Source organism: Microbispora siamensis (genome assembly GCF_016863095.1).
Classification (GTDB): Bacteria; Actinomycetota; Actinomycetes; order Streptosporangiales; family Streptosporangiaceae; genus Microbispora; species Microbispora siamensis.
Map to the genome: position 1 here is coordinate 33,282 of NZ_BOOF01000022.1, position 20,123 is coordinate 53,404.

The following is a 20,123-nucleotide window of genomic DNA, read 5'->3' on the forward strand; positions in this document are numbered from 1 at the left end:
AGGGTGGTGCGTGAAAGGATAACCGGCATGGCTGGGTATCAGGAGGCGTCGTGGCCGACCGCGTGGGATGCTCCCGGCAAGCGTGACAGACGCGGTGGTGTCTACCGCCCGTATCTGCCGGATCGCCTGGTAGGTCGTGTCCTTGTCATGCCACCCGACGTCGCCCGCGAGGTCTCCGTCGTCGAGGGCATGGTGCGGCGGCTTGTCGCCCATCCCGCAGGCCACGGCATTGATGGTCTTGCCCGGTTTCTTCTCCGGTCTGAGGCGATCGCCTCCTCGCGGATCGAGGGCCTCCAGGCATCTCCTCATCAGGTCGCTCTCGCCGAACTCGCGGGGTACGACGACGGAGTGTCCAAAGGGTTCACCGCGACTGCGCGGCTCGTCGCCAACAACGTGACGGCCTTGCGGCAGGCGGTCACCGACCTGGTGGAGTCCGAGTCCGTGTCCACCTCGGACATCGTCGCTCTTCATCACGTGCTTCTCCCGGAGGAGCGACACCACGGGTTGCGACAAGTGCAGAACTGGGTCGGGGGCGGTGACTGGCATCCGTTGGAGGCGGAGTTCGTTCCGCCGCCACCAGAGCACGTTCCCTCGCTGATGGACGATCTGGTGACGTACCTTAACGGCGCCGAACACGCGGCGCTGATCCAGGCTGCCTTGGTCCACGCCCAGTTCGAGACCATTCATCCCTTCACTGACGGCAACGGAAGAGTGGGACGCGCGCTCATCCACACGGTCCTCGCCCGGCGAGGCCTGATGCCCAGCGCCATCCTTCCGATCAGTCTGGTTCTGCTCACCCGCTCGGACGAGTACGTCGCCGGTCTCATGGCGTACCGCTACTCCGGAGAGCCCGGTTCGCCCGAAGCGCAGGAAGCGGTGGCCACCTGGCTGCGCCTGTTCGTCACGGCGGCGAGGACGGCGGCGGAGCAGGCCGAGAAGTTCGCCGACGAGTTGACGCAGGTGCACGAAGACTGGCTGGAACGTCATCGCCGGTTTCGCGAGTCGCAAGGGCTGCGGCCCGTCCCTCGATCCGATTCGGCGGTCGCGCGCCTGCTTGACCTTCTGCCTGCGGTTCCCGTGGTCACCGCTCGCACCGTGCAGCGCATACTTTCGGTCACGCACCCCGCCGCTCGGCAGGCGTTGGAGGAGCTCGCAGGCGCCGGCATCCTGCACCCCAAACAGGTCGAGAGAAACACTCGGGGCTACCTGGCGCGTGAGATCTTCGACCTACTCACGCTGACGGAGCGTCGATTGGCAAGCACGCGTTGGGATACCCGTGAGTCTCCGCCCCGGAGGGTCGTGCCGGCGCGCCCTCAGCGGTGACGCCGGAGCACCGCCCGTTTCCTTTCACCAGGACCTCAGGCGCGAAAGGAAAGCACTTATCCTTTCATGCCGAAGGCGGCGATGAAAGGATAGCTGGAATCTCAACCATGGATCTGGTCGGCTACCTGGGGCGGGGCAGCGTACGGGATGCCGCGGAAGCGGTGGACCCCGTGCCCAGCGCCCTCGCCGGCGACAGGGCCGGAGATCTCGCCGGCATGAGCGGGGTGAGCGTCTGCCGCGAGCATCGACACGCTCACCGGCGCCGTGAATACTTAGGCGATCATTGCCCGCGTCCGCTCTGCTTGGCCTGCCTGCCGCCCCAACCGGCCAGGAGTGCTCCGGCGACGGCGGCAATCGCGTAACCCGCGAGCCGTACCGCGAAACCGCCGGGCAGCCAGGCGAGCAGCCCGGCATTGTCATGGTCGGCCAGCAGCCGGATGGCGCCCTGTGCTCCCAGGACCAGCAGCAGCATGCCGGAGATCAGCGCGGTGACATATTTCATGTGCGCTTCGTCTCCCATCTCCTTTAGAGGGCCGCGACGGAAGGCGTGGACACGCCCCCGCATTTTTGTGGTGCGATCGAACCATAACTCGTGTTGGTACGATCGCACCACAACTAAGCCATGAGGGACGGATGGCATGCCGAGAAAGGCGGACCACGACCAGCGCCGTCGCCAGATCGCGGAAGCCGTCTGGCGCCTGGCCACCCGCGGCGGCCTGGAAGACGTCACCTTGAGGCAGGTCGCCGCGGAGGCCGAGGTCTCTGTCCGGCTGCTGCAGTACTACTTCGGCACCCGCGAGCAACTGCTGCTCGGCGCGCTGGAGATCCTCAACGACGATGCCGAGCAGCGGGCCCGCGAACGCCTCGCGATGCTCGGCGAAGCACCCGGCATGCACGCGATAGTGCGGGGCGTGCTGCTCGAACTGCTCCCGCTGGATGAGGAACGGCGCAACCGGCACCTGGTGTACGCCGCCTACTTCGTCCGCTTCCTGACCGACCCCGCCCTGGCCAAGGTCGCCCACGACGCGCCGCGTGCGCTGGAGAACCTGGTCGCCGACCTGATCGCGCAAGGCCAGGAAACCGGTCAGGTGCCCCGGACCATCGACGCGGCGGCGGAGGCCGCATTCCTGGTGGCAGGCGCCGAGGGGATGCAGTCGAGCATTCTGCTGAGGCAGCGGTCCGCCGAAGACGCCGTGGCCGTGATCGACCACCAGCTTGCCCGCATCTTCACGACGAACGGTGAGTGAACGCGGCTGGATCGGCGGTCAGGGCCCGTACGCGGGCGGCGTCCGCGTGGGGGAGGGAGGACGACGTGAGCGCCTGCCGGGAGTCCATCGGGCGGTAGGCCGTACGGGACAGGCCGGTCCAGGCGAAGGCGGGGCGAGATCCAGAGCGGGAGGACGTGCAGGCGGCGGTGATCCGGCGGGCGGCCCGGCCGGTCCAGGGCAGGCCGCACCAGTCGTACAGGTCGCGGAAGCCGTCTAGGGGCGCGGCGCACAGATCCTCATACCGCACGACCCTGATGCCGGGGGTGCGCCGTGCCACCGTGTCGGTGACCTGCCGCGCGACCTTCCACAGCAGAGCCGCGCCCGTGACCACGTCCCGGTTTCCGGCGAGCGGCCCGAGCTCGGCCACGCACGGGTGATCGCGCAGCAGGAGGGGCTGGTCGAGCAGCTCGCGCACGTCCACCCTCCAGCCGAGCCGCCGCCAGCTCCCGGCGAACGACACGGGGTCGCGGACCACGACGAGCACCCGGCACCCCAGGCGGCGGGCGAGCCACTCGGCGGACAGGAGCGCGAACGGGTCGTCGAGCAGCGCCCGTCTCGCCAGCAGGCGGCCGACGGTGAAGGCCGTGCCGTACTTGGCCATCCGCGCGAGGTCGCCGGGCCCGTGGTTGCGCCGGATCTCGGCCCGCCAGTTGTAGCGCAGCGCGACCGTACGGGAGAAGGCCGCCAGCCAGGGCGTCTCGTTGTCGGGGCAGATGTACTGGAATCGGTGCGTCACGGACGCGTCGAGCACACCGGGGGAGCGGCCCGGCGGGCGCTGCGGGTTCAGCGGCTCGTTGACGTAGACCAGGCGTCCGCTCACCGTGAGCATCCGGCCCACCCAGCTCGTGCCGCTGCGCGGCAGGCCGGTGACCAGCACGGGCGGACCGGCGGTCACGACGTCGCCCTCGCGGCCTTGACCGACCGGCCCAGGCCGAAGGGGCGCAGGCCGTAGCGACGGTGGACCTGCACGGCGGGCAGCAGGTTCTTCACGAGCACGCCGCCCGACCAGCCCAGCGCCGCCCCCAGCGCGCCGTACGCGGGGACGAGCAGCACGTCGAGGGCGATCGTCACGGCGACGGCCGTGGTCACGTTGGCCAGGCTGGCGGCCGTACGCCCGCCCGCGACGAGCACGACGTCGACCATGCCGCAGGCGGTCGCGACCATCATGGTCGCAGACAGGACGAGCGCGATCGCGCCGCCGCCGGCGTAGGCGGACCCGAACAGCGGCAGCAGCCACGGCGCGAGCGCCGCGTACCCCAGCCAGAGCGGCCAGGTGAGCACGACCAGCCACCTGGTGGCCGTCTGGTACAGCGCCCGGGCGCCGTCCAGGTCGCCCTCGGCCAGGGCCCTGACCAGCCGGGCCTGCGCGGCCTGGGCGAGCCCCTGACCGGCGAGCTGCCCGAGCACCTTGAACCGCGTCGCCGCCGTATAGACGGCCGCGGCGGCGGGACCCGCGAGCAGCGCGACGATCACCACGTCGAGCCGCTGGAACACCGACTGCACGGCCGCCGCGGCCGACCGCGGCGCGGTGTGCCGCCAGAAGGCGCCCACCTCCCCCACGTCGTACGGCCCGAGCCCGCGCAGCCGTACGGCGGCCAGCACCGCCCCGGCCACGGAGGGAAGCGCCCAGGCGGCGGCCAGCACCGGCGGCGGGGCCCCGGCGAGCACGGCCGCGGTGACGAGGGCGAGCTGCCCGAGCGGCTGGACGGCCCCGGCGAGCAGCAGTGTCGGCCGCATGGTGCCGAGGCCGCGGGTGGCACAGATCAGCACGTCCGACAGGACGACGAACGGCAGGGCGGCGGCCAGCACGACCCAGACGCCGCCGGGCACGCCGGTGAGCCGGGCCAGCGGCCCGGAGGCCAGAACCACACCGGCCCCCGTCACGGACGCGAGCGCGGCCACCGGCGCGAGGACCCCGCGGACCAGCCGCCGGCCCCCATCGCCACCGGCGCCGTCGACGCGGCTGCGGGCCAGGGCGTGGACCAGGCCGTTGCCGGTGTCGAGGCGGACGACGCCCGCGAGCATCAGGCACAGCGCGGTGGCCGTGAAGAACGCCCCGGCGGCCGCCGGGGCGAGCGACCGCGTCACCACCAGCACGAGCGCGAACTGCCCGCCCGCCGTGGCACCCGCCGTGGCCAGACCGGCGACTCCGTGCCTCATCAGGCCGCCCGGCCGCGGAAGACCGGTCAGCGCCGCCACGAGGGCACCGCTCCCAGCCACGGGACGAGCAGCGCGTCCCACGGCTCGAAGTGCTCGCGAAGCCGCCGGTAGACCGACGCGGGCATGGCCTCCCGCGGCCTGGCGTTGTGCCGCTCGAACTCCACGCCGCCGAGCCGGGGCAGTCCCAGGAACCCCAGCACCCGGTCGTACGCGGCGCCGGGATCCCGGAACAGCAGTCCGCTGTCGAGGACCAGGATCCGGTCGCGTCCCACGAGCGGCTCCAGCCGGGCGAACTGCTCGGCGTACCGTCCCCGGGCCAGGTACGCCTGGTGCCGGTGCGCGTGGCTCGCGTACCCGGGGACGGTCCGCAGCCGTTCGTCCTCGCCCGCGAGGCGCTCCGGCTCCAGCGCGAGGGCGCGCTCGAAGCACGGCTCGGTCTCGAACCCCCGCGCCAGCTCGTGCGCGTGCGCGGAGCAGGCCCGCTCGACCGGGTCCCGGACCAGGGCGATCAGCTTGACCCCGGGAAGGTCACCGGCGATGCGGGCCCCCGCCAGGGGATGGAACAGGTAATAGGGGGCCGACTCGAACGCCTGGGGGGCATGGCCCCACCGGAACCTGAGCGCCCGCGCCCTGGACGCCAGCGGGAAGTGGGCGCGATACCACGGCAGGCCCCGCTCGTAGGCCATGTCGAAGTAGTGCACGCCCTTGCGCAGCACCGGCTTCATGACGAGCGGATGCCGGGAGAGGGCGCGGTACAGCGAGGTCGTGCCGCACCGCTGGGCCCCGATGATCAGGAACGACGGCAGCACCCTGCCCGCGCTGGTCGCCCTCCCGGCGGCGAGCGAGACGGCGTGCGCCGAGTGCTTCAGAGTGGACCTCACAGCAGGCACTCCAGGTGATCGACCAGAGGGTTCAGCCAGACGGCGGGCGGCCCGAGCGGCTCGTGGCCGTCGCGGCGGTGCCGCTCGGCCAGGGCGACCAGGTAGTGGACCGCCGTACGGCGTGCCCGGGCCACGTCGACGCCGAACGGTTCCAGGAGCCCGCTCGCCTGGGCGAGGCAGGCTCGGGCGGCGACCGGAGGCGGCATCCGGCGCAGTGCCCGGTGGAAGAAGTGGTGCAGGGCGTCGAAGCCGAGCGGCACGCCCACGGCGAACCGCTCCCAGTCCCACACGAGCAGCCGCCCGTCCGCCCCCGCCGCGATGTTCCAGGGGGTGAGGTCGCCGTGCCAGGCCGCCTCCCCGGAGTCCGTCTCCTCGCCGTGCGGGCGGACGGCGGCGATCTCTCGCATGGCCGAGGCGAGCAAGGGGGCGGGCACGCGGCGAGAACCCACGCGGCGGGAGGTCACAGGCAGCGGCGACAGCATCAGCACCTCGAGGCCCCGCCACTCGCCGTGATACAGCACGTCGGGCGGCACGACGACCTTCAACGGCCGTCCGGCGAGCATGCGCAGCACCTCGCTCTCGTATCGCACCAGCCGCCTGGCCCGCGGCGAGTCGCCGATCTTCACGAACCCCGCGAGCCCCGACTCGTCGTACGCCTCCAGGATCGGCTTGCGGTTGGCGCGGCGGGCGGGCCTGACGTGGACGACGACCCGCATCCGGCGGCCGAGGACGTCGCTCAGGTGCGTCTCGATCGTGTCGGTCCCGCGGCCGACGGGCAGGCCGCGGCCCAGCGCGGTGTGCCACCAGGCGCGCGGGACGACCCGCCGGGGGACGAGGCGGTGCGGCAGCACGCTGCGGACGCCCGGCCGGGCGCCGGACCGGGAAGGGGGGAACAGCAGGTTCATCACCTCGTCCAGGTAGTGGAGACGATCGGCCGCGTCTCTCATCGCGCCTCCCGGAGGTCCGATGTGCCGGCGGCGTTGCGCCAGAGCAGGGCGAAGGAGATCAGATACAGGGTCAGGGCGCTGATCAGCCCGTCGTAGACGAACATGTAGAGCAGCACGAGGATCATCACGAGCGTTCCCGCCTTGCCGATCGGCGTACGGTCCGCCCAGTAGCGCCGCACCGCTCCGGCGAAGAAGGCGACGTACAGCAGCGCCCCTGCGACGCCCTGGCTGATCAGCAGCAGCCACAGTTGCCCGTCGCTGCCGAGCGGGGGATGGCCGCACTCCACGCACCACGGGCTGCGGCCCGTCGTGACCGTGCGGTGGCTGCCGTACGCGTTGCGCGTGTTGCCGTAGCCGATGACCGGTGACGTTGCCGCGACCCGGACGGTGGCGGCGACCGTGAACGCGCGGATGCCGTTGCTGTGCGGGTTGTCCAGCCGCTGCGCGACGATCGTGCTCAGCGGCGACAGCAGGAACGCCGCCGCGGCGACGGCGGCGACCGCCGCGGCCAGGAGGGGGCGGGCGCCCCGGATCACCAGGTAGGCCGCCGAGATCCCGAGCCCGATCCACAGGCCCCGGTTGAGCGAGTAGACGACCGGGACCGCGGCTGCGGCGAGCGCGAGCACGGCCGCCACGCGCCGGTACGGCCCGCCGTAGGTCCACCAGCCCACCACGAACCAGATCACCAGCACCGAGACGTCGCTGCCCCAGGCGTTGGCCCACTCGAACGGCGCCTCCGGGCGCGGCTCGGCGTGCCCGAGCACGTGCTGCATCTGGGCCGCCGTCGGATGGATCAGGTTGGCGACGAACGGGTTGCCGGCGATCGACGACGGCAGCGCCGTCTCCAGCGGCGAGGTGAACGCGAAGCCCGGCGCGAGCACGCCGAGCAGCCCGCCCGCGACGGCCGTCAGGAACAGCACGCCGAGCCACCTGACCAGGGTGCGCTGCGGCAGCTCGTCATGGGTGAGGTTGCCCAGGTAGAGCACCATGATCAGGAGCGAGACGTAGACGGCCAGCCGCATCAGGTAGCCGACGACCCGGCCGGCGGTGAGCTCGCCGTACGTGCCGTCGGGGGTCTCGGCGAGCGCGAGCGCGCTGACCAGGTAGCCCGCCAGCAGCAGCGCCCACAGGCCGAAGCCCTTCGGCGCCCGGATCGGCCGCCTGCGCAACAGCACCACCGCCATCGGCACGGCCAGCACCACCACCGACAGCCCGCCCAGGCCGAGCGCCCACCAGACCGGATAACCGAGCAGGAACGCCGCGATCGGCCACGCCGCCCGCGCGGGACGGCGCCGGTGCCGGGGGCGGGGGCCGGGGCGGACCGCAGGCGGCAGGGCGGTGCGGGGGGCGGGGATGGTCACGCGCCCCACTCCGCGGTCTCGGGGACGGGCGCGACGAACCCCGGCGGCACCGCGACGGCGCCGAGCACGCGGGCGCCCTGCCGGGCGAGTTGCCGTACGGCCCGGGTGACTTCAGGGGAGGTCGTCCGCCGCAGGCCGACCAGCAACAGGGCGGCGTCGGGGTGGGCGGACCGGCCGGTCACGACCGTCACCGGCACCAGATGCGCCAGCGCGGAGCCGAGGCCTTTGGCGAGCGGCCTGACGGTGCTCCGCGCTCCCGCGCCTTCCAGGCTCCGTGCCCCCACGCCTTCGAGGCTTCCCGCCCCCACGCCTTCGAGGAGCAGCCGGTGGGGCCCGCCGCCCAGCGACGTCGCGACGGCGGCGGCCATCTCGTCGAGGAACGCCGGATCCGGCCGGGCCGGAAGCTCGGCGAGCAGCGGCAGGCCGCACAGCCTCTCGATGTCCGCGCCCGTGCGGATGCGGGTGTCGAGCCGGTCGCGGCCGAACGCGGCCCCCGCCCCGGCGAGTACGCCGAGGAACAGCCCGCTGCCGAGGAACAGCGGAGGACTCGGATGGGCCGGCCGCGCGGGCGGCCTGGCAGGGCTGATCACCGTGCCCGGCGTCACCGCGACGGTCTTGAGCGCGTCGTAGCGCAGCGTGAGGTCCGACACCTGCCGGGCGAGCATGGCCTGCCGCCTGGCCGTTCCCTGCGGGGTCTGGGCGGTCACGGCCTGCGTGGTCTGCGCGGCCTGGGCTGTTTGGGTGGTCACCGCCTGGGGCGTGGTGGTCCCGTCGAGGTCGTCCTTGACCTCGCGCAGTCGCGCGGCGATCAGCTTCAACTGGGCGTCGATCGCGTCCTCGGCGGCGCGGGCGCGGTTGCGCAGATAGGCCTCCGCGTACGCCTGGGCCCCCGCGGCCGCGGCCCGGGGATCGGACGCCGAGTAAGAAATGGAGAGAATAGCGGAATTGGGAGGAACGTCCACTGTCACGTGCTCCCGCAATTCCTCCGGATCCGGATTCCGGAGAATCGCGGCGGCCAGGGTGGAAACGACCGCCGACCGTGCGATCTGCGATTCGGTGTCGAGGTTGAGCGGTTCCCGTTGCCGGGAACTCGGCACGTTGAACTGTTCCTGCGCGCCGGTCGGCAACACCTGCACCTGGGCGACCGCGGTGTAGCGCGCGGGGGTCACCGCGAGCGCCGCGGCCCCGCCGCCGACTCCCGCGAGCAGGCAGACGGTGGCGATCAGGCGCCTGCGCCCGAGCACCGAACCGTATTCGGAAAGGTCGCGGCTGTGCGGCGGCAGGCTCATGGAACTCCCCGTGCCCTCGTTCGTCACGCGGCCGCGGCCATCAGTGGCCCCCGGGACGAGGGAGGGGCGGCCGGGCGCGTTCGTGGTCCCGGCGGTGGTCCGGCGGGATCCGGTCTCGAACTATAAGCCGCCGCGGAGTTTCGTCCCCGGCTATTGCCGAATTGCGTCAGGCAATGGCCGCGAAATTAGCCGATGAAAACGGATATTTCCGTACACGTGATATGAGGAAACGGCCCTCAAAGCCACGCCGATTGATGGGATGGTGTTTGCCCATCCGTTCATTGCGTGGTCTGCCGAGGAAGGGGGCGCGATGAGACTCATCGCCGGCTTGGCCGTACTGGTGGCGGGGGCGTGCGCGACGGCCTGCACGGGCACCGCCACGAGCGGGCGGGTGCCGGGCGGCGGCGCCGGGACGACGCCGGTCGCCTGCGTGGTCACCGACAAGCTCATCCCGACGTGCGGGGCGTGGTGGGGGATCGCGCCCGACGTCTTCTCCGGACGCGGCCCGGTCCGCGCGGTGGACATGGCCGAACGGCGCATGGGCCGCCGGGCCGACATCGTGCACGTCTACCACCGGGGCGGCGAACTCTTCCCGACCGCCGAGGAGCGGGAGATCGCCAAGGGGCCCCGCCTGCTGCTGGTGAACTGGAAGCCGGCGCTCGACCACACCTGGGCCGAGGTCGCGCGCGGCGAGGTGGACGGGCGCCTCGACCGGCTCGCCGAGCACATCCGGCGCACCTTCCCCGGCCGGTTCTTCCTCACGATCCACCACGAGCCGGAGAACGACGTACGCGAGGGCGGGGGATACTCGCCCGCCGACTACGTCGCGATGTACCGCCACGTGGTGACCCGCCTGCGGCAACAGGGGGTGCACAACGCGGTGACCGTGATGACGTACATGGGCGCGCCCAACTGGGCGGTCAAGCCGTGGTTCGGCAGGCTCTACCCCGGTGACGACGTGGTCGACTGGGTGGCCTTCGACCCGTACGCGGACGATCGGGTGACGGACTTCGCCGGGCTGGTCGACAAGACCCGGCCCGACGCGCCGGGCTGGCCCGGGTTCTACCGGTGGATGCAGGCCAGGTTCCCGGCCAAGCCGATCATGGTCGCCGAGTGGGGCGCCTTCGAGCGGCGCGGGGCGCCCGGGTTCAAGCGCGACTTCTTCGAGTCGGTCCGGCGTCAGATCGGGGACTATCCCCAGATCAAGGCGCTGGTCTACTTCGACTCGCCGCTGGCGCCCCGGGGCGACACCAGGTTCGACACCACGCCGGGCGCCACCCGGGCGTTCGCGCAGCTCGGGCGGCTGCCCCGCTTCACGTCCACGCCGGTGCCGCCCTCCTGAGCCTTCGGCGGACGCCTCAGCGGACCCAGCCGCCCGATGTGACGAGGTTCAGCACGGCGCCGACCGCCCGCTCGATCGTCATGTCCGTGGTGTCGAGGACGAGGTCGGCGTCCTCCGGCTCCTCGTACGGGTCGGAGATCCCGGTGAACTCCGGAATCAGCCCGGCCCGCGCCTTGGCGTACAGGCCCTTGCGGTCGCGGCGCTCGCACTCCTCCAGCGGCGTGGCCACGTGGACGAGCAGGAAGTCGCCGCCGACCTCCTCGACCATCGCCCGCACCTCGTCCCGGGTCGCCGCGTACGGCGCGATGGGCGCGCAGATGGCCAGGCCGCCGTGGCGGGCCACCTCGGCGGCCACGAAGCCGATCCTGCGGATGTTGCGGTCGCGGTCCTCCCGCGAGAACGTGAGCCCCGCCGACAGCATCCGCCGCACGACGTCGCCGTCCAGGTAGGTGACCGTGCGGCCGCCCCGTTCGAGCAGCGCGTCGCGCAGCCCCCGGGCGATCGTCGACTTGCCCGAGCCGGACAGTCCGGTGAAGAACACCACGAGACCCCGCTTGTGCGGCGGCCCCGGGATGGTGACCGGCGCGGGACCGGCGTAGTGCTCGGTGGCGCCGTAGTTGCGAGCCACGTGCTCGCGGAGTTCGAGGTCGATCTCGGTGTCCTCGCGCGGCGCGAGCGGCACCGCCACCACCATCGCCCCGGGGAGCCGCTCCGCCGCCTTGAGCGCGGCCCGCACCACGGCAGGCCCGCCCTCGCCGAAGACGAGCGGCATGAGGAGCACGGTCGCGTCCAGTTCCTCGGCGGTCGCCGCCACGTCGTCGAGCGCGGCCCCGTCGAGCGGCCCGCGCATGGTCACCGCGAGGACCTCGCCGTCCGGCAGGTCCTTGCGCACCTCCTCCGGCGTACGGCGCAGCCGGGAGAACGGTCCGTACACGGGGGCGTCGAGCGCCTCGACCGGTCCGGCGGCGTGGTGGCCGTCCCGCTCCACGACGGTCAGCACCGCGACCGCCGCGCCTTCGGGGTCCTTGAGCGTCACCCGGTCGCCGGGCCCGAACTCCTCGGGGAGCGCGATGGTGATCGGATCGGGCCAGGGCGCCCCGCCGGACAGCCGCCCGCGCTCGACCACGCTCTCCACCTCGGCCGAGGTGAGGAAGCCGGTCAGCGGCGCGTACGCCCCGGACAGCAGCAGCTCCAGGTCGGCCAGCTCACGCGCGTCGGGCGTCCACTCGGTCATGGCTTCCGTTTCGCTCGGTTAATCGAATACGCACCCTACTGGCAACCGCACGCATAGCGCGCCGGTGCTCGCGGCGTCTACAGGCAGACATTAATCCGAGGAGGAGGTGCTCGTGAACGCCATCCGCGACGACGCGGAAGAGCGACGATTCCGCGAATTCGTGTCGGCCCGCGCGCCGGCGCTGATGCGGCTGGCCTATCTGCTGACCGGAGGGGACCAGCACTCCGCGGAGGACCTGCTGCAGACCGCCCTGGCCAAGGTCGTCACGCGGTGGGGGCGGCTCGACGAGCCCGAGGCGTACGTGCGGCAGGTCATGTACCGCCAGCAGATCAGCTGGTGGCGGCTGGCGTGGCGGCAGCGGGAGACCAGTGTGGCCGACGTGCCGGAGCACCCGGCCGGCCGCGCGGGCACCGACGAGGCCGAGCTTCGGATGATCCTGCGCCGGGCGCTCGCCCGGCTGACGCCCCGCCAGCGCGCCGTGCTCGTGCTGCGCTATCTCGAAGACCTGCCCGAGGACGAGGTGGCCCGAATCCTCGGCTGCTCCGTGGGGACCGTGCGCAGCACCGCGCACCGATCCCTCGCCCGGCTGCGGACGACCGCGCCGGAACTCGCCGATCTGCGCCTGAGTGAGGTGATCTCATGACGCCCCGGATGCTGAAGCAGACGCTGGAGGAGTGGTCGCGGGAGGCCCGCGTGCCCGGCGACCTCGCCGACCGCGCGCTGCGCCGCCGGTCGCGGCTGCGCCTGACGAGATTCGCGGGGGCGGTCTCGTGCGCGGCCGTCGTTGCGGCCGTGGCCCTGCTGGTGCCGCTGGTCGTGGTCCCCCTCTTCACCGAGGAGTCGATCTCGCAGGTCGGCGGCCCGCCGGTGGTGGTGCCCGTCGAGCCCTACCGGCAGGCGACCCCCGCGGAGGACGTGCTGACCGACACCGAGAACTCGCCGCCGGAGACGATGATCGCGGCGGGCCGGGTGGCCGTCTCCGCCTACTACACGTGGCGGTGGCGCACCGTCGCCGGGCGCAAACTGTTCGACCGGACCTGGTATCTCCTCAACCCTGCGACGAGCCGGTACGAGAAGACGGAGTGGGGCTGGGTCGAGGTCGCGCCCGGCCTGCGCTGGGCGGCGGTCCTGGAGAAGGACCTCCCCGCACGCAGGATCGGGATCTTCGACATGGAGACGCGCCAGGTGAGAGCGTGGGTGCCGGTGGACCATCCCGTGGGCGGCGTGTCCTGGTCGCCGGACGGCACGCGGCTCCTCGCCACCGCCTACGACGACTACCCGGACCTGGACAACGTGTCCGTCGAGGAGCGGCGGTGCCCGGCGCGGGTGGCGGCGACGCCTGACGACCCCCTGCAGCCGCCGTTCCAGATGATCTCCACCAGCCGCACCGGCTTCTACGTCGTCGACGCGGCGACCGGGACGGCGGGCGACTTCCACGCCGTCGACCCCTGCTGGACCGAAAACAGCAACGTCAGGCGCGACTTCGAGTGGAGCGACGACGGCACCCTGATCCGCGAGCGCAGCAACGTCTGGAAGCGGCCGGACGCCTTCCTGGACCTGGAGGGCAGACCGCACGACGCACCTCCCGGCTACGTCAGCTCGGAGTCGAAGGCGGGCGTGTCGCCCGACGGCACGCTGCTCGCCGGCCCCGACGGCATGCCCACCAAGGTCACCGAGCTGTCGACGGGCGAGACCGTGGGCCACCAGCAGGTGCTCCAGCTTCTCGCCTGGGCCGACGACCGCCGCCTGGTCGCGCTGGGCTGCGCGGACACGTGCGGAAACGAGTTCCACAACGGCCTGGTCCTGGTGGGCGTCGACGGCGGGGACATGGTCCAGCTCTCGGTCTACCGGAAGAACAGCCAGGAGTCCGGAACGTGGCAGCCGGTCCTGACCCTCAGGTAGCGGCTCAGATGAGGCGGGCGAAGTGGTTCTGCGGACGGCGGATCACCATGGTGATCTCGTCCTCGGTGCCGTTGAGCCCGCCTCGCGAGAGCGCGGCCACGGCCCGGCAGACCACGGCGACCAGACCGCCGTGCGGACCCCGCCGGGCCGGGCCGCTCACCGCCGAGTAGTCCTCGGCGATCATGAGCCCGCGCATCAGGCAGTACGCCTGGATGCCCTCGCGGGAGGCCAGCGGCTCGTAGACCGCGGGAAGCGGCCCCACCGACCCGGCCGGGGCGAGCGTGCGCCACAGCGCCCGCCGCAGCCAGCGGGGCGTCACCCGGTCGCAGAAGCCGTACGCCGACTTGCGGTCGCGCATCTTCAGCAGCAGCAGGCCGCCGGGACGCAGCCCGGCGACGAGCCGGTCGAGCACGAGCTCGGCGTGCCGGATGCGTTCGAGGAGGAACGACACGTAGACGACGTCGAAGGAGCGCGGCGGAATCGGCACGAGACGCAGATCGCCCAGGTAGGACGCCTCCAGGTCGCCGCGGTTGGCGGTGTGGGCCCGCAGGGGCGGCAGATCCTCGTCCACCCCCGTCATCCTCGGCTCGTAGCGACCCACGTCGAGGGCGCCGCCCCGGCCGCATCCGGCGATGAGGATGTCGAGCCGCCGCCCGAGCTGGTCGGTCCACTGCTCGCGAATCCGCTGGCTGAACACGTCGTCCTGGTCGGCGGACGACAACCGAACCTCTGTCATGCCACTGAGAGTAATCATTTGACGACGTTCAGTTGCGCATTTGCCGTCACCCATCATGTCCGGAGCGAGGAGCGAGCGGAGCGAGGCGGGTGGACAGGGCGTAGCCTTGGTAGCCGCGGCCCGGTTGGGAGCGTCTCGCGGATCTCCTCCGTTAGGGGGATCGGCCGGATGAACGGGGCCGCGTCCGCACGCCGGCTGTCTTTGTCACGGGGCTTTTGAAGGCATCGATGTCTCTTTCCGGACTGCTCGACCTCGTATCCGCCGAACCCAGGCTGGCCGCCGCGCTCGACGCCGCCGGGCAGGCCGCCCACCCTGGCGCCGAGCTCGTGGCGCCGCCCGCGCTGCGGCCGTTCGCCGTGGCCGCGCTGTCCCGCGTACGGCCGGTGCTCGCCGTCACGGCGACCGGGCGCGAGGCGGAGGATCTCGCCGCCGCGCTCACGAGCCTGGTCGACGAGAACTCCGTGGCCGTCTTCCCCGCTTGGGAGACGCTGCCGCACGAGCGCCTGTCGCCGCGCAGCGACACGGTCGGCCAGCGCCTTGCCGTGCTGCGGCGGCTGGCGCACCCGATCGAGGGCGACCCGGCGGCCGGCCCGCTGCGGATCGTGGTGGCCCCGATCCGCTCGCTGCTCCAGCCCATCGTGGCCGGGCTCGGCGACCTGGCGCCCGTACGGCTGCGCGCGGGCGACGACGCCGACCTGGACGACGTGGTGGCCCGGCTGGTCGAGAACGGCTACCACCGGGTGGACATGGTGGAGAAGCGCGGCGAGGTGGCCGTGCGCGGCGGCCTGCTCGACGTGTTCCCGCCCACCGAGGAGCACCCGCTGCGGCTGGAGTTCTGGGGCGACACGATCGAGGAGATCCGCTGGTTCAAGGTGGCCGACCAGCGCTCGCTCGAGGTCGCCCAGGACGGGCTGTTCGCCGCGCCCTGCCGCGAGCTGCTGCTCACCGACGACGTACGGCGGCGCGCCCGCGAGCTGGGGGAGGAGCACCCGGCGCTGAAGGAGGTGCTCGACCAGCTCGCCGAGGGCGTGCCGGTGGAGGGCATGGAGGCGTTCGCGCCCGTGCTCGCCGGGGAGATGGACCTGCTGCTCGACCACCTGCCGATCCGGTCGGCCGTGTTCGTCTGCGACCCCGAGCGGATCCGCGGCCGGGCCGTCGAGCTGGTCCACACCAGCCAGGAGTTCATGGAGGCGTCCTGGATCGCCGCGGCGGCGGGCGGCGAGGCCCCGATCGACCTGGAGGCGGCCGCCTTCCGCACGCTGGAGGAGGTGCGCGACCACGCCGGCGAGCTGGGCCAGCCGTGGTGGAGCATCGCCCCCTTCGGGGAGGGCGTGGAGCTGGACGCGCAGGACGTCGAGGCATACCGGGGCGACACGCAGCGGGCGCTCGCCGACATCAAGGGCTGGATGGGCACGGGCAAGGCCGTCGTGCTGCTGAGCGAGGGGCACGGCCCGGCCGAGCGCATGGTCGAGCTGCTCAAGGGCGTGGACGTGGCGGCGCGGCTGGTGCCGTCCCTCGACGGTCCGCCGCCGAAGGACGTCGTCCAGGTCACGACGGGCCGCATCGACCACGGCTTCGTCACGCCGGACGTCGCCGTGGTGACCCACCTCGACCTCGTCGGCCAGAAGGCGTCCACCAAGGACATGCGGCGGCTGCCGTCGCGCCGCCGCAACATGGTCGACCCGCTCCAGCTCAAGGTCGGCGACCACGTGGTGCACGAGCAGCACGGCGTGGGCCGCTACGTCGAGATGGTGCAGCGCACGATCCAGGGCGCGACCCGCGAATACCTGGTGATCGAGTACGCCAGGGGCGACCGCCTCTATGTGCCGACCGACCAGCTCGACGAGGTCACGCGCTATGTCGGCGGCGAGGCGCCCACGCTCAACCGCATGGGCGGGGCCGACTGGGCCAAGGCGAAGACCAGGGCGAAGAAGGCGGTCAGGGAGATCGCGGGCGAGCTGATCCGGCTCTACTCGGCCCGGATGGCCTCGCCCGGTCACGCGTTCGCCCCCGACAGCCCCTGGCAGCGGGAGATGGAGGACGCCTTCCCGTACGCCGAGACGGGCGATCAGCTCGAAGCGATCGACGAGGTCAAACGGGACATGGAGCGGCCGGTCCCCATGGACCGCCTGATCTGCGGCGACGTCGGCTACGGCAAGACCGAGATCGCGGTGCGGGCGGCGTTCAAGGCGGTGCAGGACGGCAAGCAGGTCGCCGTGCTCGTGCCGACGACGCTGCTCGTGCAGCAGCACCTGTCGACGTTCGGCGAGCGGTTCGCCAGCTTCCCCGTCACGGTGAAGCCGATCTCCCGGTTCCAGACCGACGCGGAGGTGCGGGAGACCCTCGACGGCCTGCGTACGGGCGCGGTCGACGTGGTGATCGGCACCCACCGGCTGCTGTCGCCCGAGGTGAAGTTCAAGGAGCTCGGGCTGATCATCGTGGACGAGGAGCAGCGGTTCGGCGTCGAGCACAAAGAGGCCATGAAGCACATGCGCACGCAGGTGGACGTGCTCGCCATGTCGGCGACGCCGATCCCGCGGACGCTGGAGATGGGCCTCACCGGCATCCGCGAGATGTCGACCATCCTCACCCCGCCGGAGGAGCGGCACCCGATCCTCACGTTCGTCGGGCCGTACGACGAGAAGCAGATCGCGGCGGCGATCCGGCGCGAGCTGATGCGCGACGGTCAGGTGTTCTTCGTCCATAACCGGGTCCGCACGATCGACAAGGTCGCCTCGCGGCTGCACGAGCTGGTGCCGGAGGCGCGGATCGCGGTCGCCCACGGCCAGATGAACGAGAGCCAGCTCGAAAAGATCATGGTGGACTTCTGGGAGCGCAACTTCGACGTGCTCGTCTCCACCACGATCGTCGAGTCCGGCCTCGACGTGCCCAACGCCAACACGCTCATCGTGGACCGGGCGGACAACTACGGCCTGTCGCAGCTCCACCAGCTGCGCGGCCGGGTCGGCCGGGGCCGCGAGCGCGGCTACGCCTACTTCCTCTATCCGCCGGAGTCGCCGCTGACCGAGACCGCGCACGAGCGGCTCGCCACGATCGCGCAGCACACCGAGATGGGCGCGGGCATGTACGTCGCGATGAAGGACCTGGAGATCCGCGGCGCCGGCAACATCCTCGGGGCCGAGCAGTCGGGCCACATCGCCGGCGTCGGCTTCGACCTGTACGTCCGCATGATGGCCGAGGCCGTCCAGGAGCAGAAGTCCAAGCTCGCGGGCGAGGCGAAGGTGGAGGAGCGGCCCGAGGTCAAGGTCGAGCTGCCGATCAACGCCCACGTGCCGCACGACTACGTCACCTCGGAGCGGCTGCGCCTGGAGGCGTACAAGCGGATCGCGGCGATCGGCTCGGAGGACGACATCACGGCGGTCCGCGACGAGCTCACCGACCGGTACGGCAGGCCGCCCCAGGAGGTGGACAACCTGCTGGAGGTGGCACGCTTCCGGATCAAGGCCCGCAAGGCGGGGCTGACCGACGTGACGCTGCAGGGCCAGCAGATCAGGTTCGCGCCCGTGGAGCTGAGGGACTCCCAGCAGGTGCGGTTGCAGCGGCTCTATCCCCGCTCCATCTGGAAGCAGGCGACGGGCATCCTGCTCGTGCCGGTGCCCAAGACGAAGCCGATCGGTGGTCAGCCACTACGCGACCTCGACCTGCTGAAATGGTGTGGGGACCTGGTCGAGGCCCTGTTCCTGGAGCCGATGCGGGTACAGTGACCCGCGAAATTGTCAACATACGCGTGGCCGGTGTCGTTCGGGAGGATCGTCCGTGAAGTCGTATCGAGTGCGCGTCGCCGTGGCGCTGGCGGCGGCGGGGATCGCCGTGACCGCGTGCGGCGGCCCCGTGCAGGCGGGTTCCGCGGCCATCGTGGGCAAGGAGCGCATCACCTCCAGCAAGCTGAACGACGAGGTCCGCGCGCTGCGCGCCGACCTGGCCGCCAACAAGATCCCCGAGGAGCAGCTCCAGCTGCCCGCCTCGCTGCCGCAGATGGTGTTGCTCAACATGAGCTTCAGCAGGCAGTTCCAGGAGTTCGGCCAGCGCAAGGGCGTCACGGCTACGGACCGGGACGTCGACGACATCGCCGCGGCGCAGGGCGGCTGGGACCAGTTCAAGAAGGTGCTGCTGGCCAGCGCCATCCCGCTGGACCAGGGCCGTGACTTCCTGCGCGCCTACGTCATCCGCATCAAGCTGATGCAGCAGGCCGGGGCCGGCCAGGACCAGGCGAGCCAGCAGGCGGCGGTGCAGAAGGTCATGGAGGAGGCCGACTCCACCGTGCCGGTGAAGTACAGCCCGCGCTACGGCAAGTACGACCCCAAGCAGGCGATTTTCGTGCCCGACGACCGCTTCGGCGCATCGAGCACGGCCCCGGCGGGCGGGGCCGCCGCGGGTGCGGCCGGCGCCCCCCAGGCCGGCTGAGCCGCGACCCCCACGGCCTTTCGAGACGGCCGCCCGGACCATCCGTCGGGCGGCCGGTGTGCTGTGCCGTGGTGGGTCGTTGGGACGTCACCGCGCCGGGCGAAAACTCCGGTCCTCACGAAGCCCGCTCCGCCGGGCTTCGCCGCGGTCCTCGCTTCCGCCCGCTCCGCTCCTCGTACGCCGTAGTGAACGGCCTTCACATTAGGCTGAGGCCATGGCGTTGATCGTGGTGACCACCTCGCCTCGGGTCGCTCCGGGCCTGCTCGCGCCCGCCGCGTGGAAGGCCCTCACCCGAGGCCGGGTGCTCACCGGCACCCCGGACCATCCCTACCTCCCCTATCTCGACGAGGCCGGCGTCCGGGTCGAGGTGGTGACCCCCGACCCCGGCGCGATCGCCCGCGAGAGCCGTACGGGGACGGTGGTGTGGCTGGCCGCGCAGGACGGCGACGAGGACTTCATGCGCGCGGTCGGCCACGCCGCGATCTCCCTGGACGAGCCGCCGGAGATCGAGGTCGTCCCCGGCTCCTACGACCTGCCCGGCGCCCGGCTGCTCGACCTCGTCCAGGTCATGGACCGGCTGCGCCGCGAGTGCCCGTGGGACCGCAAGCAGACCCACGAGTCGCTCGTGCCCTACCTGGTCGAAGAGGCCTACGAGGTGCTGGAGACCATCCACGAGGGCGACTACGGCCCGCCGCTGCGCGAGGAGCTCGGCGACCTGCTGCTCCAGGTGATGTTCCACGCCCGGCTCGCCCAGGAACGGATGGGCCCGGAGGGGACGGCCGGGGACGGCTTCGACATCGACGACGTCGCCGCCGGGATCGTGGAGAAGCTGGTCCGCCGTCACCCGCACGTCTTCGCGGAGGTCGAGGTCTCCGGCGCCGGTGAGGTCAGCGACAACTGGGAGACGATCAAGGCGGCCGAGCGGGCCGCCAAGGGGGAGACCGCCTCGGCGCTCAGCGGCGTGCCCATGGGCCAGCCGGCGATCTCCCTGGCCGCCCAGCTCCTGCGCCGGGCCGGCCGGGCCGGCGCGCCCGCCTCTCTCGCCGGCGACCTGGCCCCGCCCGCCGGCGCCCGCCTGTTCGCGCTCGTACGGGAGACCCAGGACGCGGGGCTCGATCCCGAGGCCGAGCTGAGGGCGGCGGCCAGGGAGTACCGGCGGCGCGTGGAGGAGTGGGAGAGCGGCCGAGTGGTGACGCCGCCGGACACGCCGTGAACGGGCGGCCCTGCGCCGTACCGAGTAGTAGGGACCGATAGG

At 72.2% G+C, this 20,123-nt stretch carries 17 protein-coding genes; 8 read left to right on the forward strand and 9 right to left on the reverse strand.

Annotated features, from left to right (window positions below; all coding sequences use genetic code 11):
- Positions 1 to 27: 27 nt before the first annotated feature.
- Positions 28 to 1,323 carry a Fic family protein gene (locus Msi02_RS19420; protein WP_204049662.1) on the forward strand — a complete coding sequence of 432 codons (1,296 nt, stop codon included), beginning with the start codon at positions 28 to 30 and terminating at the stop codon, positions 1,321 to 1,323.
- Between the two features lie 280 nt (positions 1,324 to 1,603).
- Here Msi02_RS19420 and Msi02_RS19425 read toward each other — a convergent pair whose 3' ends face one another.
- Positions 1,604 to 1,843 (reverse strand): hypothetical protein, encoded by a 240-nt coding sequence (locus Msi02_RS19425; protein WP_239108531.1) that lies wholly within the window; start codon positions 1,841 to 1,843, stop codon positions 1,604 to 1,606.
- A 118-nt stretch (positions 1,844 to 1,961) separates the two neighbouring features.
- Here Msi02_RS19425 and Msi02_RS19430 point away from each other — a divergent pair, with 118 nt between their 5' ends.
- Positions 1,962 to 2,570: a TetR/AcrR family transcriptional regulator gene (locus Msi02_RS19430; RefSeq protein ID WP_204049663.1), complete on the forward strand. Its 609-nt coding sequence runs from the start codon at positions 1,962 to 1,964 to the stop codon at positions 2,568 to 2,570.
- Here Msi02_RS19430 and Msi02_RS19435 read toward each other — a convergent pair.
- Genes Msi02_RS19435 through Msi02_RS19460 form a run of 6 tightly spaced genes read right to left on the reverse strand, consistent with a single transcriptional unit; the run spans position 2,551 to position 9,229 of the window.
- Positions 2,551 to 3,486, reverse strand: coding sequence for a sulfotransferase domain-containing protein (locus Msi02_RS19435; protein ID WP_204049664.1), 936 nt, complete (start codon positions 3,484 to 3,486; stop codon positions 2,551 to 2,553). The genes Msi02_RS19430 and Msi02_RS19435 overlap by 20 nt on opposite strands.
- Positions 3,483 to 4,751, reverse strand: coding sequence for a lipopolysaccharide biosynthesis protein (locus Msi02_RS19440; RefSeq protein WP_204049665.1), 1,269 nt, complete (start codon positions 4,749 to 4,751; stop codon positions 3,483 to 3,485). Before Msi02_RS19440 ends, Msi02_RS19435 begins: the two co-directional genes overlap by 4 nt.
- Before the next feature lie 26 nt (positions 4,752 to 4,777).
- The gene (locus Msi02_RS19445) at positions 4,778 to 5,641 is read right to left on the reverse strand and encodes a sulfotransferase domain-containing protein (RefSeq protein WP_373308283.1); all 864 of its coding nucleotides are present in this window, start codon (positions 5,639 to 5,641) and stop codon (positions 4,778 to 4,780) included.
- Positions 5,629 to 6,579 (reverse strand): hypothetical protein, encoded by a 951-nt coding sequence (locus tag Msi02_RS19450; protein WP_204049667.1) that lies wholly within the window; start codon positions 6,577 to 6,579, stop codon positions 5,629 to 5,631. Before Msi02_RS19450 ends, Msi02_RS19445 begins: the two co-directional genes overlap by 13 nt.
- Entirely contained in the window at positions 6,576 to 7,940 is a 1,365-nt protein-coding gene (locus Msi02_RS19455; RefSeq protein ID WP_239108532.1) for a hypothetical protein, read from the reverse strand. Before Msi02_RS19455 ends, Msi02_RS19450 begins: the two co-directional genes overlap by 4 nt.
- On the reverse strand, positions 7,937 to 9,229 hold the full coding sequence (locus Msi02_RS19460; protein WP_204049668.1) for a YveK family protein: 1,293 nt from the start codon (positions 9,227 to 9,229) through the stop codon (positions 7,937 to 7,939). Before Msi02_RS19460 ends, Msi02_RS19455 begins: the two co-directional genes overlap by 4 nt.
- A 310-nt stretch (positions 9,230 to 9,539) precedes the next feature.
- Between Msi02_RS19460 and Msi02_RS19465 the strand changes: the two genes are divergently transcribed.
- Positions 9,540 to 10,571, forward strand: coding sequence for a glycoside hydrolase family 26 protein (locus tag Msi02_RS19465; protein WP_204049669.1), 1,032 nt, complete (start codon positions 9,540 to 9,542; stop codon positions 10,569 to 10,571).
- 16 nt (positions 10,572 to 10,587) lie between these two features.
- Here Msi02_RS19465 and cysC read toward each other — a convergent pair whose 3' ends face one another.
- Positions 10,588 to 11,805, reverse strand: coding sequence for an adenylyl-sulfate kinase (cysC, locus tag Msi02_RS19470; protein ID WP_204049670.1), 1,218 nt, complete (start codon positions 11,803 to 11,805; stop codon positions 10,588 to 10,590).
- Positions 11,806 to 11,917: 112 nt separating this feature from the next.
- Between cysC and Msi02_RS19475 the strand changes: the two genes are divergently transcribed.
- On the forward strand, positions 11,918 to 12,448 hold the full coding sequence (locus Msi02_RS19475; protein WP_372974696.1) for a SigE family RNA polymerase sigma factor: 531 nt from the start codon (positions 11,918 to 11,920) through the stop codon (positions 12,446 to 12,448).
- Positions 12,445 to 13,707 carry a WD40 repeat domain-containing protein gene (locus Msi02_RS19480; RefSeq protein ID WP_204049671.1) on the forward strand — a complete coding sequence of 421 codons (1,263 nt, stop codon included), beginning with the start codon at positions 12,445 to 12,447 and terminating at the stop codon, positions 13,705 to 13,707. Before Msi02_RS19475 ends, Msi02_RS19480 begins: the two co-directional genes overlap by 4 nt.
- A 4-nt stretch (positions 13,708 to 13,711) precedes the next feature.
- Here Msi02_RS19480 and Msi02_RS19485 read toward each other — a convergent pair whose 3' ends face one another.
- Complete coding sequence (locus Msi02_RS19485; RefSeq protein WP_179155213.1) at positions 13,712 to 14,443, reverse strand: methyltransferase domain-containing protein; 732 nt, start codon at positions 14,441 to 14,443, stop codon at positions 13,712 to 13,714.
- A 227-nt stretch (positions 14,444 to 14,670) separates the two neighbouring features.
- Here Msi02_RS19485 and mfd point away from each other — a divergent pair, with 227 nt between their 5' ends.
- From mfd to Msi02_RS19500, 3 genes are all read left to right on the forward strand, one after another.
- Positions 14,671 to 18,168, forward strand: coding sequence for a transcription-repair coupling factor (gene mfd, locus Msi02_RS19490; protein WP_204049672.1), 3,498 nt, complete (start codon positions 14,671 to 14,673; stop codon positions 18,166 to 18,168).
- Between the two features lie 52 nt (positions 18,169 to 18,220).
- Positions 18,221 to 18,868 (forward strand): hypothetical protein, encoded by a 648-nt coding sequence (locus Msi02_RS19495; RefSeq protein ID WP_204049673.1) that lies wholly within the window; start codon positions 18,221 to 18,223, stop codon positions 18,866 to 18,868.
- A gap of 214 nt (positions 18,869 to 19,082) precedes the next feature.
- Complete coding sequence (locus Msi02_RS19500) at positions 19,083 to 20,081, forward strand: nucleoside triphosphate pyrophosphohydrolase (RefSeq protein ID WP_204049674.1); 999 nt, start codon at positions 19,083 to 19,085, stop codon at positions 20,079 to 20,081.
- The last annotated feature ends 42 nt before the right edge of the window (positions 20,082 to 20,123 follow it).